This window comes from Streptomyces sp. WZ.A104, from assembly GCF_002382885.1.
Lineage (GTDB): Bacteria > Actinomycetota > Actinomycetes > Streptomycetales > Streptomycetaceae > Streptomyces.
In genome coordinates this window covers 1-18,158 of record NZ_NWVL01000033.1, presented here as the reverse complement: position 1 = coordinate 18,158, position 18,158 = coordinate 1, and the positions used below count along the sequence as shown (strand labels likewise).

At 71.5% G+C, this 18,158-nt stretch carries 13 protein-coding genes; 11 read left to right on the top strand and 2 right to left on the bottom strand.

The features are described 5' to 3' along the window. Positions 1–255: 255 nt before the first annotated feature. Positions 256–1,149 (bottom strand): LysR family transcriptional regulator, encoded by an 894-nt coding sequence (locus CIB93_RS18980; protein WP_096628275.1) that lies wholly within the window; start codon positions 1,147–1,149, stop codon positions 256–258. A gap of 286 nt (positions 1,150–1,435) precedes the next feature. Here CIB93_RS18980 and CIB93_RS18975 point away from each other — a divergent pair, with 286 nt between their 5' ends. Together CIB93_RS18975 and CIB93_RS18970 are read left to right on the top strand one after the other, a co-directional pair. Then, a complete protein-coding gene (locus tag CIB93_RS18975) occupies positions 1,436–2,485 on the top strand; it encodes a bile acid:sodium symporter family protein (RefSeq protein WP_096628274.1) in 1,050 nt (349 codons plus the stop codon). A 30-nt stretch (positions 2,486–2,515) separates the two neighbouring features. Next, positions 2,516–2,725 (top strand): DNA-binding protein, encoded by a 210-nt coding sequence (locus CIB93_RS18970; RefSeq protein ID WP_096628272.1) that lies wholly within the window; start codon positions 2,516–2,518, stop codon positions 2,723–2,725. A gap of 157 nt (positions 2,726–2,882) precedes the next feature. Here CIB93_RS18970 and fdhD read toward each other — a convergent pair whose 3' ends face one another. Next, complete coding sequence (gene fdhD / locus CIB93_RS18965) at positions 2,883–3,731, bottom strand: formate dehydrogenase accessory sulfurtransferase FdhD (RefSeq protein ID WP_096628271.1); 849 nt, start codon at positions 3,729–3,731, stop codon at positions 2,883–2,885. 243 nt (positions 3,732–3,974) lie between these two features. Between fdhD and CIB93_RS18960 the strand changes: the two genes are divergently transcribed. The 9 genes from CIB93_RS18960 to CIB93_RS18920 all read left to right on the top strand — a co-directional run bounded on the left by CIB93_RS18960 (position 3,975) and on the right by CIB93_RS18920 (position 17,800). Continuing rightward, a complete protein-coding gene (locus CIB93_RS18960) occupies positions 3,975–4,934 on the top strand; it encodes a beta-ketoacyl-ACP synthase III (protein WP_096628269.1) in 960 nt (319 codons plus the stop codon). 182 nt (positions 4,935–5,116) lie between these two features. Further along, on the top strand, positions 5,117–6,298 hold the full coding sequence (locus CIB93_RS18955) for an ROK family transcriptional regulator (protein WP_096628268.1): 1,182 nt from the start codon (positions 5,117–5,119) through the stop codon (positions 6,296–6,298). A 233-nt stretch (positions 6,299–6,531) separates the two neighbouring features. Further along, entirely contained in the window at positions 6,532–8,055 is a 1,524-nt protein-coding gene (locus CIB93_RS18950) for a sugar ABC transporter ATP-binding protein (protein WP_096628266.1), read from the top strand. Further along, positions 8,052–9,104, top strand: a complete 1,053-nt coding sequence (locus tag CIB93_RS18945; protein WP_096628265.1) for an ABC transporter permease — start codon at positions 8,052–8,054, stop codon at positions 9,102–9,104. Before CIB93_RS18950 ends, CIB93_RS18945 begins: the two co-directional genes overlap by 4 nt. Positions 9,105–9,187: 83 nt before the next feature. Next, on the top strand, positions 9,188–10,225 hold the full coding sequence (locus CIB93_RS18940) for a substrate-binding domain-containing protein (protein WP_096628263.1): 1,038 nt from the start codon (positions 9,188–9,190) through the stop codon (positions 10,223–10,225). 71 nt (positions 10,226–10,296) lie between these two features. After that, a complete protein-coding gene (locus tag CIB93_RS18935) occupies positions 10,297–11,529 on the top strand; it encodes a Gfo/Idh/MocA family protein (protein ID WP_096628262.1) in 1,233 nt (410 codons plus the stop codon). Between the two features lie 13 nt (positions 11,530–11,542). Continuing rightward, positions 11,543–12,547: a sugar phosphate isomerase/epimerase gene (locus tag CIB93_RS18930; protein ID WP_096628260.1), complete on the top strand. Its 1,005-nt coding sequence runs from the start codon at positions 11,543–11,545 to the stop codon at positions 12,545–12,547. Between the two features lie 291 nt (positions 12,548–12,838). Then, positions 12,839–16,558: a ThuA domain-containing protein gene (locus CIB93_RS18925; RefSeq protein ID WP_096628259.1), complete on the top strand. Its 3,720-nt coding sequence runs from the start codon at positions 12,839–12,841 to the stop codon at positions 16,556–16,558. Positions 16,559–16,651: 93 nt separating this feature from the next. After that, positions 16,652–17,800, top strand: coding sequence for an inositol-3-phosphate synthase (locus tag CIB93_RS18920; protein WP_096628257.1), 1,149 nt, complete (start codon positions 16,652–16,654; stop codon positions 17,798–17,800). The last annotated feature ends 358 nt before the right edge of the window (positions 17,801–18,158 follow it).

The following is an 18,158-nucleotide window of genomic DNA, read 5'->3' as shown; positions in this document are numbered from 1 at the left end:
AGTGAATTCACGCAATGACCTGCTCCTCGTGGCGCTCCGCACAGCGCCGCGACGCTACCCCAAGCGGGGGCCGGGCGGGAGGGGTCCCGACACGCTCCGTGCACCGGTGCATCCGTCCCGTCAACCGTTGAAATCCGGCCAGATGGGCAAGGGTCGGGCGTTCACAGTGCCCGGTTCTGCCGGATGAGTAAGCGGCTCGCACCGGAATCTCCACCGAATCCGCCCGCCGCGGTCACGGCCGTGCCAGGCGGCCCACTACGAGGCGTCGTGGCCGCCGCCCCCTCGGTGCAGCCGGTCCCCGCCCGCCAGGATCGCCGCCGCCAGCGCGTCGGCCGCCTCCTGCGCCGGACCCCCGCCATTCCCGTGCAGCAGTACGAAGTCGACACCGCCCAGCTCGGGCAGCCCCGCCCTGGCCGGAACCGGCACCAGACCGGGCGGAATCAGCCCCCGGGAGTGCGCCATCACACCCAGGCCCGCCCGCGCCGCCGCCACAAGACCGCTCAGGCTCGTACTCGTGACCGCGATCCGCCAGGCCCGCCCGTGCTCCTCCAGCACCTCCAGGGCGCGGGCCCGGGTGAGCCCCGGCGGCGGGAAGACGACCAGCGGCACGGGGCGCTCCGGATCGAGCCGCAGGCTCGGCGCGCCGATCCAGTCCAGGGCGTCCCGCCACACCAGCTCGCCGTGCGTGTCGTCGGTGCGGCGCTTGGCCAGGACGAGATCCAGGCGGCCCGCCGCGAGCTGCCGGTGCAGGGTCCCCGACAGCTCCACCGTGAGCTGGAGCTCGACGTCCGGATGCTCGCGGCGGAAGGCCTCCAGGATCTCCGGGAGCCGCGTCAGTACGAAGTCCTCGGAGGCCCCGAAGCGCAGCCGCCCGCGCAGCCGGGTGCCCGCGAAGAACGCGGCGGCCCGCTCGTGCGCCGCGAGGATCGTCCGGGCGAAGCCGAGCATCGCCTCGCCGTCCTCGGTCCGATCGACCCGGTGGGTGTCGCGCGCGAACAGCTGCCGTCCCGCCGCCTCCTCCAACCGCCGCACGTGCTGGCTCACCGTGGACTGGCGGACCCCGAGCCTGCGGGCGGCCTGGGTGAAGCTCAGCGTCTGGGCGACGGCGAGGAAGGTACGCAGCTGAGCGGGGTCGTACGAGGCGTCCATCAGTCCAGGTTATCGAGAACCGTGATGACAGTCAGAGCGGTGTACGGGTTTCCCGATCGCCTGGCCAGGAGCAGGATGGTGCCGGTACGGCCGGGTGTCCCGCGCCTGGTACGGCTGGGCATTCCGGAGCCTGGTACGGCTGGGCTCCCCTCTGCCCGGTACGGCCTGGCTTCCCCGAGCCCGGTGCGGCCGGGGCTCCCGGGGCCCGGCATGGCCCGATGCCCGATGCCCGATGCCCGATGCCCGATGCCCGATGAACGAACCGTCCCGTGGAGCACCCGAGCACATGATCCGCCCCCTTCCGAAGCCGCCGTCCTGGCTGCCCGTCGACGCGTACGTCCTGGCGCTGATCGGCACCGTCGTGTCCGCGGCGCTGCTGCCCGCCCGGGGCACCGCCGCGGACGTGGCGGGCGGCGCCTCCACCGGTGCGGTCGCCCTGCTGTTCCTCCTGTACGGGGCGCGGCTCTCGACGGCTGAGGCGCTCGCCGGGCTGAAGCACTGGCGGCTCCACCTCACGGTCCTGGCCTGCACGTTCGTCGCTTTCCCGCTGCTGGGGCTGGCGAGCAAGGGGCTGGTGCCGTATGTGCTGACGCCGGAGCTCCAGGCGGGCTTCCTCTTCCTGTGCCTGGTGCCCTCCACGATCCAGTCCTCGATCGCCTTCACCTCGATCGCCCGGGGCAACGTGCCCGCCGCGATCTGTGCCGGGTCCTTCTCCAGCCTCGCCGGGATTCTCGTGACCCCGCTGCTGGCCGCCCTGCTGCTCGGCTCGGCCGCCGGCGGGTTCTCGGCGGACTCCCTGCTGAAGATCGTGCTCCAGCTGTTCGTCCCGTTCCTCGCCGGACAGCTGCTGCGCCGCTGGATCGGCGGGTACCTCGTCCGGCACAAGAAGGTTCTCGGCCTGGTGGACCGCGGCTCGATCCTGCTCGTCGTCTACACCGCGTTCAGCGAGGGGATGGTGGCCGGCGTCTGGCACCAGGTCACCCCGGCCCGCCTCGCCGCCCTGCTCGGCGCCGAGGCGGTGCTGCTCGCGCTGATGCTCGCGCTGACCTGGTCCGGGGCGCGGTGGCTCGGGTTCGGCCGGGAGGACCGGATCGCGATTCAGTTCGCCGGGTCGAAGAAGAGCCTGGCGGCCGGGCTGCCGATGGCGAGCGTGCTGTTCGGGGCGCACGCGAGCCTGGCAGTGCTGCCGCTGATGCTCTTCCACCAGATGCAGCTGATGGTCTGCGCGGTGATCGCCAAACGCCGCTCCCGCGACCTTGAGGCGCAGGACCCGGCGGCCGCCGGGGACTCCGTCGCCGGGCCGTTGTCGGACCCCGCGGTTACGGTGATCCGGTAGCGCCGATCACCGCCGACACGGAGGACCGCCATGCCCGGCCGGCCTGATGCCGACGACTTCCCGCACGCCGCGGGCAACCCGGCCCGCGGCGCCCTGCGCGCGGCGGGCCGCACCCGGCTCACCCAGCTCACCGCCCTGACGGCCGCCGAGGTGCTGGCGCTGCACGGGGTCGGCCCGAAGGCGATCCGGGTGCTGCGCGAGGCGCTGGCCGCCGAGGGGCTGTCGTTCTCGGGGGAGTGAACCACGGGTTCCGGCATGCCGTGGGGGCCGCCGAGCCGTCACCCTTGCCGGGCGCGAGCCCTCCCTCACCCCTGCCGGGCCCGAGCCGTCACCCCTGCCGGGCCCGAGCCGTCACCCCTGCCGGGCCCGAGCCGTCACCCCTGCCGGGCCCGAGCCGTCACCCCTGCCGGGCCCCCGCCTCCAGCGCGATCCGGTGCTCACCCGCGTACACGTTCATCGACGCCCCCCGCAGGAAGCCGACCAGCGTCAGGCCGCTCTCCGCCGCCAGGTCCACCGCCAGGGACGACGGCGCCGAGACCGCCGCCAGGACCGGGATGCCCGCCATCACGGCCTTCTGCGCCAGCTCGAACGAGGCCCGCCCGGACACCAGCAGCACCGCGCGCGACAGCGGCAGCCGGGAGTCCGTCAGCGCCCGGCCCACCAGCTTGTCGACCGCGTTGTGCCGGCCGACGTCCTCCCGTACGTCCAGCAGCTCGCCCTCCTCGGAGAAGAGGGCGGCCGCGTGCAGCCCGCCGGTCCGGTCGAACACCTTCTGCGCGGCCCGCAGCCGGTCCGGGAGAGCCGACAGCAGCTCGGGAGAGAGGCGGACCGGGGGAGCGTCGGCGACCGGGTGGCGGGTCGTGGTGCGTACCGCGTCGAGGCTCGCCTTGCCGCACAGGCCGCACGAGGACGTGGTGTATACGTTCCGTTCCAGCGTGATGTCGGGCACCACGACGCCCGGCGCGAGCCTCACGTCCACCACGTTGTACGTGTTCACGCCGTCCGCCGTGGCCCCGGCGCAGTAGACGACCGACTGCACCTCGTCCCCCTCGGCGACCACCCCCTCGCTGACCAGGAACCCCACGGCCAGCGCGAAGTCGTCGCCGGGCGTCCGCATGGTGATGGCCAGGGGTCTGCCGTTCAGCCGGATCTCCAGGGGCTCTTCCGCCACGAGGGTGTCGGCGCGGGCGGAGACGGCGCCGTCCCGGATACGGAGGGTGCGGCGGCGTTCGGTGACCCGTCCCATAGAGTTGAATCCGATCCTGTCCGTGCGCGGAGGCCCCGTGCCGAGTGCGGGAGCCGGAACCTGACCCCGCCATTGTCCGACACACCGACCGGCCTGTCGCAGTCGCCCACACAGCACGCTGACCAGGCAGTTGTCAACGCTCCAACGTCCGGCCCGGATTCCTGTGGGATCACGTGCCCCCGTACCGGGCGGTAGCGACCAAGACTGGATGGTTCCTGCCCTACGTCCCGAGGGGAACCCTGTATGACCGGCTCACGTGTCGTGGCGCTCGGCCACTATCAGCCAGCCAAGGTGCTCACCAACGACGACCTGGCGGCGATGGTCGACACGAGCGACGAGTGGATCACGAGCCGGGTCGGCATCAAGACCCGGCACGTGGGAGGCCCCGACGAGCCGGTGGACGAACTGGCGGCGCACGCGGGAGCCAAGGCGCTGGCCGCCGCCGGTCTGCAGCCCTCGGACATCGATCTGGTCCTCGTCGCCACATCCACCGCCATCGACCGGTCCCCGAGCATGTCGGCGCGGGTCGCCGCACGGCTCGGCATGGGCTCGCCCGCCGTGATGGACATCAACGTGGTGTGCTCCGGGTTCACCCACGCCCTGGCCACCGCCGACCACACGATCCGGGCCGGTGCGGCCACCCGGGCGCTGGTCATCGGTGCCGACAAGATGGGCGACATCGCGGACTGGACCGACCGCTCCACGTGCGTCCTGCTCGGCGACGGAGCGGGCGCCGCGGTCGTCACCGCCGACCCGGGCGCCCCCGACACCCCGGACGGCCCCGGGATCGGGCCGGTGCTGTGGGGATCGGTGCCGGAGATGGGCAACGCCGTACGGATCGAGGGGACGCCGCCGCGCTTCGCGCAGGAGGGCCAGTCCGTCTACCGCTGGGCCACCACCCAGCTGCCCCCGATCGCCCGGCAGGTCTGCGAGAAGGCGGGCATCGCACCGGAGGATCTGGCAGCCGTCGTCCTGCACCAGGCCAATCTGCGGATCATCGAGCCGGTCGCCCGGAGGATCGGCGCGGTCAACGCGGTCATCGCCCGGGACGTCGTGGACTCCGGCAACACCTCCGCCGCGTCCATCCCGATGGCGCTCTCCAAGCTGGTCGAGCGCGGCGAGGTCGCCTCCGGCGCGCCCGTCCTGCTCTTCGGCTTCGGCGGCAACCTCTCGTACGCGGGACAGGTCATCCGCTGCCCCTGAGCGCTGCCCGCGTCACTCCCCGCGTCACTCCCCGCGTCACCCCGGAGCACCTTTGTCCTGGGTGTGGAGAAAGTCGGGGCTGATTCCTGCGCAACTTCTTCCCACCCCGGGAAAGCGCTGCTACGTTCCCCTCGAAAGCCCGACGGACTGGCCGATGTGGCGGGGAGGGACGCGTGAGACGTATGACGGCACGGCCCGCGAACGCGCATCAGGCGCGGCTGCTCCGGCTGCTGCGCGACGGGGGCCCCAACTCCCGTGCCCAGCTGGGTGATCAGGTCGACCTCTCGCGCTCGAAGCTCGCCGTCGAGGTGGACCGGCTGCTGGAGACCGGCCTGGTGGTGGCCGACGGACTCGCCGCATCCCGTGGCGGACGCCGCTCGCACAACGTCCGCCTCGCTCCCGAACTGCGTTTCCTCGGGGTCGACATCGGCGCGACCTCGGTCGATGTGGCCGTCACCAACGCGGAGCTGGAGGTGCTGGGACACCTCAACCATCCGATGGACGTGCGCGAGGGGCCTGTCGCCGTCTTCGAGCAGGTGCTGTCGATGGCCGCCAAACTGCGGGCCTCCGGGCTCGCCGACGGCTTCGACGGCGCGGGCATCGGAGTCCCCGGCCCCGTGCGCTTCCCCGAAGGTGTGCCGGTCGCACCGCCGATCATGCCCGGCTGGGACGGCTTCCCGGTCCGCGAGGCGCTCAGCCAGGAGCTGGGCTGCCCCGTCATGGTCGACAACGACGTGAACCTCATGGCGATGGGGGAGCAGCACGCGGGCGTCGCCCGCTCCGTGGCCGACTTCCTCTGCGTCAAGATCGGCACGGGCATCGGCTGCGGCATCGTCGTCGGCGGCGAGGTGTACCGCGGTACGACGGGCAGCGCGGGCGACATCGGGCACATCCAGGTGACACCGGATGGCCGGGCCTGCGCCTGCGGCAACCGGGGCTGCCTGGAAGCCCACTTCAGCGGTGCGGCCCTCGCCCGGGACGCGGAGGACGCGGCCCGGGAGGGGCGGTCGCCCGAGCTCGCCGTCCGGCTGGCGGCGGCGGGCCGCCTCACCGCCGCCGATGTGGCCGCCGCCGCGGCGGCCGGGGACGCGGCCTCCCTCGACCTGATCCGCGAAGGCGGCAACCGGGTCGGCCAGGTCATCGCCGGTCTCGTCAGCTTCTTCAATCCCGGTCTGGTGGTGATCGGCGGCGGGGTCACCGGCCTCGGTCACAACCTCCTCGCCAGTGTCCGCACCCAGGTCTACAAGCAGTCCCTGCCCCTGGCCACCGGCAATCTCCCCATCGTGCTGGGCGAGTTGGGGCCCGCCGCCGGAGTGACCGGCGCGGCCCGGCTCATCAGCGACCACCTCTTCTCACCGGCCTGACCCAGGGGCCGTACGCACCACCGTTCCGTCACTCGCCAGGTCTTCATCAGGTACTCGTCAGGCATTCGTCCCTACGCATCAAGTACTCAGCTCCTCGGGTACCAGTCGGCAGCCGTTCGCGGTGCCGCCGGCTCCACGGCACCTCCAGCCCTGCGCCCTGTCCGCTCACCGGCCCTCCCCGCTCCCTCGGCCCGTCCGAGCAGGGGAGACCCCATTCGCCGAGGGGATTCGTCATGGCACCAGAACCACCCCTGCTCACCATGTCCGGCATCACCAAGTCCTTCCCCGGCGTACGCGCCCTGGACGGCGTCGACCTGGAGGTCCAGGCCGGCGAGGTCCACTGCCTCCTCGGCCAGAACGGTGCGGGCAAGTCCACCCTCATCAAGGTGCTCGCCGGAGCCCACCAGCCCGACGGCGGAGAGATCACCTGGCGCGGCGACCCCGTCCAGCTCAAGTCGCCGATCGCCGCCATGCGGCTGGGTATCGCCACCATCTACCAGGAACTCGACCTCGTCGAAGGGCTGTCGGTGGCCGAGAACGTCTTCCTCGGCCACGAACCGACCAGTGCGGGCTTCATCGTCCGTACGGGGGAGGGGCGTTCGGCCGCGAGGGCGCTGCTCGCCCGCCTCGGCCACCCGGAGATCGACCCCGCCCGGCCGGTCGGGGACCTCTCGGCCGCCCAGCAGCAGATCGTCTCCATGGCGCGGGCGCTCTCCCACGACGTACGGCTCATCGTCATGGACGAGCCCTCAGCCGCCCTCGACCCCGACGAGGTCGACAACCTGTTCCGGATCGTCGACGACCTCACCGCCGACGGGGTTGCCGTCGTCTACATCTCGCACCGGCTGGAGGAGATCCGCCGCATCGGCAACCGGGTCACCGTCCTCAAGGACGGCCGGGCCGTCGCCGTCGGGCTGCCCGCCGCTGACACACCCACACGCGACATCGTTGCCATGATGACCGGCCGGGACGTCGCGTACGTCTTCCCGCCGCGCCCCGAGGAGCCCGCCGGCACCCCAGTGGAGCCCGTACTGCTGGTCCAAGGCCTTTCCCGTGAAGGGGAGTTCGCCCCTGTCGACCTGGAGCTGCGGCCGGGTGAGATCGTCGGCCTTGCCGGACTCGTCGGCTCGGGGCGCTCCGAGATCCTGGAGACGATCTACGGCGCCCGCCGGGCGACCACCGGGACCGTCACCGTCGCGGGCAAGGAGCTCCGCCCTGGCAGCGTCCGCGCCGCCGTAGCCGCGGGCGTCGGGCTCGCCCCCGAGGAACGCAAGGCGCAGGCCCTGCTGCTCACCGAATCGGTCACCCGTAACGTCTCCGTCTCCTCCCTCTCCCGCTTCGCCCGGCTCGGCTGGATCGACCGGGGCGGTGAACGGAAGGCGGCCCGGCAGGCCACCCGGGAACTCTCGCTCCGGCCCGACAACCCGGACGCCGCCGTCCGGACCCTCTCCGGCGGCAACCAGCAGAAGGCCGTCCTGGCCCGCTGGCTGCTCCGGGGCTGCCGGGTCCTCCTGCTCGACGAACCGACCCGTGGCGTCGACGTCGGCGCCCGCGCCGAGCTCTACGCCGTGATCCGCCGGCTGGCCGACGAAGGCCTCGCCGTCCTGCTCGTCTCCAGCGAAGTGCCCGAAGTGCTGGGCCTCGCCGACCGGGTGCTGGTGCTCCGGGAGGGCCAGGTGGTCCACACCGCCCCCGCCCGGGAGCTCGACGAGCACCGCGTACTCGACCTCGTGATGGAAGGGAGCCCGACGCCATGACACAGCCCGCCCCGTCGGCGCAGCACAACGGGCCGGACAAGGGGGACCTCACCGGTCCCGCCGGCCCGCCGCCGTCGAAGACGGGCGGTGAGCGGCCCGGCCTCGGCCTGCGGTTCGACGTCCGGACCCTGTCCCTGCTCGGCGTGCTCGCCGCCCTCGTCCTGGTCGGCGGCATCACCGAACCGGACGCCTTCCTGGACACCGGGAACCTCCAGCTGATCCTGACCCAGGCGTCCGTCATCGGGGTCGTCACCGTCGGCATGACCTTCGTCATCACCAGCGGCGGCATCGACCTCTCCGTCGGAGCCATGGTCGCCCTCGCCTCCGTCTGGGCGACGACCCTGGCCACCCAGGAGTTCGGCTTCGCGGGCATCGCGTTCACCGCCGTGATCGTCGGTGTCGCCGCCGGACTCGTGAACGGCGTCCTCATCGCGTACGGCGGAATGGTCCCGTTCATCGCGACGCTCGCCATGCTCGCCTCGGCCCGCGGTCTCGCGCTCCAGATCACCGACGGCAAGACCCAGATCGTCACCGTCGACTCGGTGCTGAACCTCGGCCTGCCCGACTCCTACATCCTCGGGGTCCCGCCGCTCGTCATCATGTTCGCCGTGGTCACGATCGTCGGCTGGCTGATCCTCAACCGCACCACCTTCGGCCGCCGGACGGTCGCCGTCGGCGGCAACGCGGAGGCCGCCCGGCTCGCCGGAATCGACGTCCGCCGCCAGCGCCTCTACCTCTACGTCCTGTCCGGCCTCTGCTGCGGCATCGCCGCCTTCATGCTGATCGTGCTGTCCGGATCCGGCCAGAACACCAACGGCAACCTCTACGAGCTCGACGCCATCGCCGCCGCGATCATCGGCGGGACCCTGCTCAGCGGCGGCCGCGGCACCATCGTCGGGTCCGTCCTCGGAGTCCTCGTCTTCACCACGATCACCAACATCTTCGCGCTCAACAACCTCCAGAGCGACGTCCAGCAGATCGCCAAGGGCGCCATCATCGTCGCCGCCGTCCTCGTCCAGCGCCGCACCCTGCGCGGCGGCGAAACCTGAGCAGCCGTGTAACCCCCGGGCACACCCGCACCCCCCCGCACCCGCACGCCCTACCCACCCACCGGACGAAGGGTCAGACCGCCATGCCGGAAACCAGCCGCAGAGGGCTGCTGTTCGGAGCCGCAGCCGTCTCCACGGGCGCCCTCCTCACCGCCTGCACCAGCAACGAGCCGAAGAACGCCGAGCCCGCGGGCAACAGCCAGCCCGCGGCCGACGACAAGCCGGGCAAGCCCGTCACCATCGGCTTCGCCGGACCTCAGGCCGACCACGGCTGGCTCAACGCCATCAACGTGAACGCCAAGTCCCGGGCGGGGAAGTACTCCGAGGTGACGCTGGAGATCACCGAGGGCTCCAACGACACCGCCGCCCAGATCGGCCAGGTCAAGACCCTCATCAACAAGAAGGTCGACGTCCTCGTCATCCTCCCCGCCGACGGCAAGGCCCTCACCCAGGTCGGCCTGGAGGCCATGAAGGCCGGCATCCCCGTCGTCAACCTGGACCGCATCTTCGCCTCCCCCCAGGCCTACCGATGCTGGGTCGGCGGCGACAACTACGGCATGGGCCTCAACGCCGGGCACTACATCGGCGAACAGCTCAAGGGCAAGACGAACGCCAAGGTCGTCGAACTCGCCGGGATCGACAACCTGGAGCTGACCAAGCAGCGCAGCCAGGGCTTCTCCGACGCGCTCAAGAACTACCCCGACATCAAGCTGGTGGCCCGTCAGGCCGCCGACTTCACCGTTGAGTCGGGCCAGGCGAAGATGGCTCAACTCCTCCAGGCGCAGAAGCAGTTCGACGCCCTGTGGAACCACGACGACGACCAGGGCGTCGGAGCGCTGCGCGCCATCGAGCAGGCGGGTCGCGACGAGTTCATCATGGTCGGCGGGGCCGGGGCCAAGTCCGCGATGGAAGCCATCAAGGCCGACGACGGAGTCCTGAAGGCCACCGTCCTCTACCCGCCGACGATGGCCGCTTCCGCCATCGACCTCGCGCGCGCCCTCGGTCAGAGCAAGGGCATCAGCGGCCTCTCCGAGATGGAGATCCCGACCTCGCTGACCCTGTACTCCGCCGTGGTCACCAAGGACAACATCGACCAGTACCTGCCGACGGGCTTCAACTGACCGGGAGTCCGGGGGATGCGGACGGCGCATCCCCCCGCCCGTTACCGCACACCGACGAGGAGGAAGTCCGCATGGCCCGTAGTCAAGAGACGGAAACGCAGACCGCCGCAGCACCGCCGCCGCAGCGGGCGCCGGGAACGCTCGGGGTCGGCATGGTCGGTTACGCGTTCATGGGCGCCGCCCACTCCCAGGGCTGGCGCACCGCGGGACACGTCTTCGACCTGCCGGTGCGGCCCGCTCTCGCCGCGATCTGCGGACGCGACCGTGCGGCGGTCGACGCCGCGGCCGCCCGGCACGGCTGGGCGGCCGCCGAGACCGACTGGCGGGCGCTGATCGTCCGGGACGATGTCCAGCTCATCGACATCTGCACCCCCGGCGACAGCCACGCGGAGATCGCCATCGCCGCCCTGGAGGCGGGCAAGCACGTGCTGTGCGAGAAGCCGCTCGCCAACACCGTCGCGGAGGCCGAGGAGATGGTCCGCGCCGCCGAAGCGGCGAAGGCCCGCGGCCAGGTGGCGATCGTCGGCTTCAACTACCGCAAGGTGCCCGCCATCACGTACGCCAGGCAGCTCATCGCGGACGGCCGCCTCGGCACCCTGCGCCACGTCCGGGCCAGCTACCTCCAGGACTGGCTGGTGGACCCCGCCTCCCCGCTGACCTGGCGGCTCCAGCGCGAACGCGCGGGCTCGGGCGCGCTCGGCGACCTGGGGGCGCACATCGTTGACCTCGCCCAGTACCTGGCGGGGGAGCTGCTGACCGGGGTGTCGGCCGTGGCCGAGACCTTTGTGCGGGAGCGGCCGCTGCTCGCCGGGCCCGTCGCCGGTCTCTCCGGCGGCGCGGACGCGACGGAGCTGGGCGACGTGACCGTGGACGACGCTGCGGTCTTCACCGGCCGCCTCGCCTCCGGGGCGGTGGCCTCCTTCGAGGCGACCCGGATGGCGGCGGGACGCAAGAACGCGCTGCGGCTGGAGATCAACGGGGAGCTGGGGTCGCTCGCCTTCGACCTGGAACGGCTCAACGAGCTCTCCTTCCACGACCACACCGAACCCGCCGCCACCGCCGGCTTCCGCCGCATTCTGGTCACCGAACCCGAACACCCCTACCTGGAGGCCTGGTGGCCGCCGGGCCACGGCCTCGGGTACGAGCACACCTTCGTCCACCAGGCGCGCGACGTGATCCGCACGATCACCGAAGGCACCGAACCCCGGCCCTCGTTCGCGGACGGGCTCCAGGTGCAGCGGGTGCTCGCCGCCGTCGAGGAGAGCGCCGCCAAGAACTCCGTACACACCCCGGTCCCCTCCTAGGAGGTCCTCGCCCATGCCCCGACCCTTCACCCTGTTCACCGGCCAGTGGGCCGACCTCCCGCTTAAGGAGGTCTGCCGCCACGCCCGGGACTTCGGCTACGACGGACTCGAACTCGCCTGCTGGGGCGACCACTTCGAGGTCGACAAAGCCCTCGCGGACCCCGGCTACCTGGACGGCAGGCGCCAACTGCTCGACAAGTACGGGCTGAAGTGCTTCGCCGTCTCCAACCACCTGGCCGGCCAGGCGGTCTGTGACAGCCCGATCGACGAACGCCACCAGGGCATCCTGCCCGCCCGCATCTGGGGTGACGGCGAGGCCGAAGGCGTACGGCAGCGGGCCGCCGCCGAGATCGCCGACACCGCACGGGCAGCCGCCGCCTTCGGCGTCGACACGGTGGTCGGATTCACCGGGTCCTCGATCTGGCACCTCGTCGCGATGTTCCCGCCGGTCCCGCCCCACATGATCGAGCGGGGCTACGAGGACTTCGCGGAGCGCTGGAACCCGATCCTGGACGTCTTCGACGCGGAGGGGGTGCGCTTCGCCCACGAAGTGCACCCGAGCGAGATCGCGTACGACTACTGGACCACCGCGCGGGCCCTCGAAGCGGTGGACCACCGGACCGCGTTCGGGTTGAACTTCGACCCGAGCCACTTCGTCTGGCAGGACCTCGACCCGGTCGGCTTCCTCTACGACTTCCGGGACCGGATCTACCACGTGGACTGCAAGGAGGCCCGCAAGCGCCTCGACGGCCGCAACGGCCGCCTGGGCTCGCACCTGGCCTGGGGCGACCCCCGGCGCGGCTGGGACTTCGTCTCGGCGGGGCACGGCGACGTGCCCTGGGAGGACGTGTTCCGGATGCTCCGGTCCATCGGCTACGAGGGCCCCATCTCCGTGGAGTGGGAGGACGCGGGCATGGACCGGCTGACCGGTGCGCCGGAAGCGCTTGCCAGCCTCAAACGGTTCGACTTCGACCCGCCGTCGGCCTCCTTCGACGCGGCCTTCGGCGGCGGCGAGTAGCGCCGTAGACAGGGAAGCTCCGGGGGGAACGCGGCCTCCATGAAGGCCTCCCGGGGCTGCCTCGCCCTGCCCGAAATCTCGTTTGTCCTGCCGGAAGCAGAAGTTCGACTTACCTGTTGCACAAGGGCTTTCCGACACGGACGAACAGGTCTACCGTCCACCTCGTGTACACGACATGACTCGCGTCACCGGGGACGCTCCCGGCTCCGGTGACGCACGCGCGGCAGTCCCCGCGCGGCACGGCACGGCTCCACCCCGCCCGTACAACCGGCACTCCCCGGAGGACCTTTCGTGCACCGAACCAGACAGCGGCTCCTTGCCCGGACCCGCGTACGCAGATCGCTCGCGCTGTTCACCGGCGGACTCCTCACCGCCGCGACCCTGACCCTCGGCTCCGCGCCCGGTGCCACCGCCCACCCGGGCCACCCCGGGCACGAGGCGCCCGCTGCGGAGGACTTCCAGCAAGTCACCCTCGCCAAGGGCGTGGCGGAGACCGGCGAGCCCATGTCGCTGGCCGTCCTCCCCGACCGCAGCGTGCTGCACACCTCGCGCGGCGGCGAGCTGCGGATCACCGACAGCGCGGGCAACACCCGTATCTCCGGCACCCTCCCCGTGTACACCCACGACGAGGAAGGCCTCCAAGGTGTCGGCGTCGACCCGGACTTCGCCGAGAACCGGGCCATCTACCTCTTCTACGCGCCCCCGATGGACACCCCGCCCGGCGACGCCCCCGAGACCGGAACCGCCGCCGACTTCGAGCGATTCGAGGGCGTCAACCGGCTCTCCCGCTTCGTCCTGAACGAGGACGGCACCCTCGACGCCGCCAGCGAGAAGAAGGTCCTCGACGTCCCCACCTCGCGCGGCATCTGCTGCCACGTCGGCGGTGACATCGACTTCGACAAGGACGGCAACCTCTACCTCTCCACCGGCGACGACACCAACCCCTTCGCCTCCGACGGATTCACCCCGATCGACGAACGCCCCGACCGGAACCCGGCGTTCGACGCCCAGCGCACCTCCGGCAACACCAACGACCTGCGCGGAAAGATCCTGCGCATCAAGGTCGCCGAAGACGGCTCGTACACCGTCCCCGAGGGCAACCTCTTCGAGCCCGGAACGGACAAGACCCGCCCCGAGATCTACGCGATGGGCTTCCGCAACCCGTTCCGCTTCTCCGTCGACCAGGCCACCGGCATCGTGTACGTCGGTGACTACGGCCCCGACGCCGGCGCGGCCGACCCGGACCGCGGGCCCTCCGGGAAGGTCGAGTTCGCCCGGGTGACGAAGGCGGGCAACTTCGGCTGGCCGTACTGCGTGGGCGACAACGAGCCGTACATGGACTACGACTTCGCCACCAAGAGCTCCGGCGCGGCCTTCGACTGCGCCGCGCCGAAGAACGAGTCGCCGCACAACACCGGCCTCGTCGACCTGCCGCCGGCCGAGGCCGCCTGGATACCGTACGACGGTGGATCGGTACCCGAGTTCGGCACCGGCTCCGAGTCCCCGATGGGCGGTCCCGTATACCGTTACGACGCCGACCTCGACTCCCCGGTCAAGTTCCCCGAGGCCTACGACGGCGACTTCTTCGCCGGTGAGTTCGGCCGCAGGTGGATCAAGCGCATCGAGCAGGACGCCGACGGCGCGGTCCAGTCCGTCAACGACGTGCCGTGGTCCGGTACGCAGATCATGGACATGGCCTTCGGCCCGGACGGGGCGCTGTACGTCCTCGACTACGGCCTCGCCTGGTTCGGCGGCGACGAGAACTCCGCCCTCTACCGCATCGAGAACGCCACCGGAGGCCGCTCGCCCATCGCGGAGGCCTCGGCGAACAAGACGTCGGGCACCGCACCGCTGAAGGTGAGGTTCTCCTCGGCGGGCACATCGGACGCCGACGGCGACGCGCTGGACTACTCCTGGGACTTCGGCGACGGCGGCACCTCTACCGCCGCCAACCCCACTTACAGGTACAAGAAGAACGGCACGTACGTCGCGACGCTCACCGCCGAGGACCCGACCGGCCGCACCGGCTCGGCCAGCGTCCACGTGACCGTCGGCAACACCGCCCCGACCGTGGAGCTGGTGCTCCCCGAGGACGGACAGCTCTTCGAGTTCGGTGACTCCGTGCCCTTCAAGGTGAACGTCAGAGACCCGGAGGACGGGACCATCGACTGCACCGAGGTCGAGGTCAAGTTCACCCTGGGCCACGACAGTCACGGCCACGACATCACCACCGAGCACGGCTGCGAAGGCACCATCAAGACCGCCATGGAAGGCGGCCACGACCCCAACGCCAACATCTACGGCGGTATTTCGGCCTCGTACACGGACAACGGAGGCGGCGGCCAGGCCGAGCTGACCGGCAAGGACCAGGCGCGGCTCCAGCCCAGGCACCGGCAGGCCGAGCACTACGACGACTCCTACGGTGTCACCACCCCGGGCAAGGAGAGCGCGCACGGCGGCAAGACCGTCGGCGACATCCACAACGACGACTGGATCTCCTTCAGGACGTACGTCCTCGGCACCACCACCAAGCTCACCGCCCGTATCTCGTCGGCCGGTTCGGGCGGCTTCCTCGAAGTGCGCACCGGTTCGCCCACCGGGAGGATCCTCGGCTCGGGACCGATCCCGGTGACCGGCAGCTGGGACACCTTCCAGGACGTCGACATCCCGCTGCGCGGAGCCCCGAAGAAGCAGACGGAACTCTTCCTCGTCTTCAAGGGCGGCGACGGAGCCCTCTACGACGTGGACGACTTCGAGCTGTCGAACACCCCGGTCGACAGGACGGCCAAGCGCGTCCTGGTCTTCTCCAAGACCGCCGGCTTCCGCCACGACTCGATTCCGGACGGCATCGCCGCCCTGAAGGAGATCGGCAAGGGCGCCAGCATCACGGTCGACTCCACCGAGTCCGCCGCCCAGTTCACCACCAGCAACCTCGCCCGCTACGACGCCGTCGCCTTCCTCTCCACCACCGGTGACGTCCTCAACGCCGAGCAGCAGAAGGCGTTCGAGAACTACGTCGCCACCGGCGGAGGTTACGTCGGCATCCACGCGGCCGCCGACACCGAGTACGACTGGGAGTTCTACGGCGGCCTCGTCGGCGCCTACTTCGACTCCCACCCGCAGATCCAGCCCGCCACCGTCCGCGTCGAGGACCACGACCACCCCGCCACCGCCCATCTGGACGAGGAGTGGGAGCGCACCGACGAGTGGTACAACTACCGCACCAACCCCCGGGACAAGGCCAGGATCCTCGCCACCCTGGACGAAACCACCTACACCGGCGGCAACATGAAGGGCGACCACCCGATCTCCTGGTGCCAGGCCTACCAGGGCGGCCGCTCCTTCTACACCGGCCTCGGCCACACCAAGGAGTCCTACGCCGAACCGGCCTTCCGCAGCCACGTGCTGGGCGGCCTGCGCTACGCCACGGGCCAGGTCAAGGCCGACTGCAAGCCGGACAAGGGCTACCGGGCCATCTTCAACGGCAAGACCCCGGAAGGCTGGAAGCAGGCGGGCCCGGGGCAGTTCTCCGTCAAGGACGGCACCCTGCACTCCGAGGGCGGCATGGGCCTGCTCTACTACCAGGCGAAGGAGCTGAAATCCTACTCCCTCAAGCTCGACTGGAAGATGGCGGGCGACGACAACTCCGGTGTCTTCGTGGGCTTCCCGGAGTCGGACGACCCCTGGTCGGCGGTGAACAACGGCTACGAGATCCAGATCGACGCCACCGACGCGGCCGACCGCACCACGGGCGCCGTCTACGGGTTCAAGTCGGCCAATATCAAGGCCCGTGACCGTGTCCTGCGGCCGCCGGGGCAGTGGAACAGCTACGAGATCAAGGTCCAGGGCGAACGTCTGCGGATCTTCCTCAACGGAACGAAGATCAACGACTTCACCAACACCGACCCCGTCCGCAGCCTGAAGGACGGCTACATAGGCCTCCAGAACCACGGGGCCGCCGACCAGGTGTCGTTCCGCAACATCCAACTGAAGGAGCTGCCCTCGACGTAGGGCGGCCGCCTCTGCCGACGGCGGGCGGGGGAAGCGCACACACCTTCCCCCGCCCGTCGTCCTCCACCCCGACCCCCCTCAGGGAGGCAGCCCGTGACCGCACACGCCGATCGTGAACGCCGTGCCGACGCCCCAGGCCGCACCGGCGTCTGGTTCATCGGGGCACGCGGCTCCGTCGCCACCACCGCCACCGCAGGGTGCGCGGCCATCGCAGCGGGCCTCCACCCGCCGACCGGCATGGTCACCGAGACGTCCCCCTTCGCCGACAGCGGCCTGCCGCCCCTGACCAGCCTGGTCTTCGGCGGCCACGACACCCTCGACTGCCCGCTGTCCAAGCGGGCCGAGGCGCTGGCCGAGGGCGGGGTGCTCCCGTACGGGCTGCCCTCCGCCGTACGCGCGGAACTCGACGCCGCCGACGCCGAGATACGCCCCGGCGGACCGCTCCCCGGCGACCACCGCGGCGACGAGGAGCACATCGCCGCGTTCGCCGCCGACCTCACCGACTTCGCCCACCGTCACGACCTGGCACGCACCGTCGTCATCAACGTCGCCTCCACCGAACCCGCTCCCGGCCCCGACGCCCCCCGGCTGCCCGCCAGTTCCCTGTACGCGGCAGCGGCCCTGAGGGCCGGCTGCGCCTACGCCAACTTCACCCCCTCCACCGGACTGCGCACCCCCGCACTCACCGACACCGTCGCCTCCTGCCGACTTCCCCACGCCGGACGCGACGGCAAGACCGGCCAGACGCTGCTCCGTTCCGTACTCGCCCCGATGTTCCTCCAACGCGCCCTCGCAGTACGGGCGTGGTCCGGGTCGAACCTGCTGGGCGGCGGGGACGGGGCGGCGCTGGCCGATCCGGCGGCCGCGGCCGCCAAGAACGCGGGCAAGGAACGCGTCCTCGCCGACACCTTCGGCACCGCCCCAGAGGGCGAGGTCCACATCGATGACGTACCGGCGATGGGAGACTGGAAGACGGCCTGGGACCACATAGCCTTCGACGGCTTCCTCGGCTCCCGCATGATCCTCCAGACCATCTGGCAGGGCTGCGACTCGGCGCTCGCGGCCCCCCTGGTCCTGGACCTGGCGAGGCTGCTCGCCCGAGCCCACGAGACCGGGATCAGCGGCCCCCTGCCGGAGCTGGGCTTCTACTTCAAGGATCCGGACGGCGGCACGTCGGCCGCGCTGGCGGAGCAGTACGCCGCCTTGCTGGCCTTCGCCGAGCGGCTGCGGGACCAGGTATGAGGCGACGCCTGTCGGCCCTCGCGGCCGCCTTCCGGGCCACCCCGCCCGCCCTCCGGGCCGCCCCTGAACGCGGCGGCCGGACGCCCGCCGCTCCCGAAGACGGCCTGTCCGGTACGGGCGGGACTGCGCCCGCACCGGACAGGCTCCGGACGCCCCCCACGGGCCTGAACGGGGGAGGGGGCAGCGATATGTCGGCGTCCCGGCATGGAAGCCGGGGCGGGGGCGGGGAGACGGCGGCCGCCCCGGGCGCGGAGCCGTGGGCCCGGGCAGGGCGCGGTGGCTCGGGCCCGGGCGGGACCTCGGGCCCTTGCCCGGGCGGGACCTCGGCCTCGGCCTCGGCCTCGGCCTCGGGCCCGGG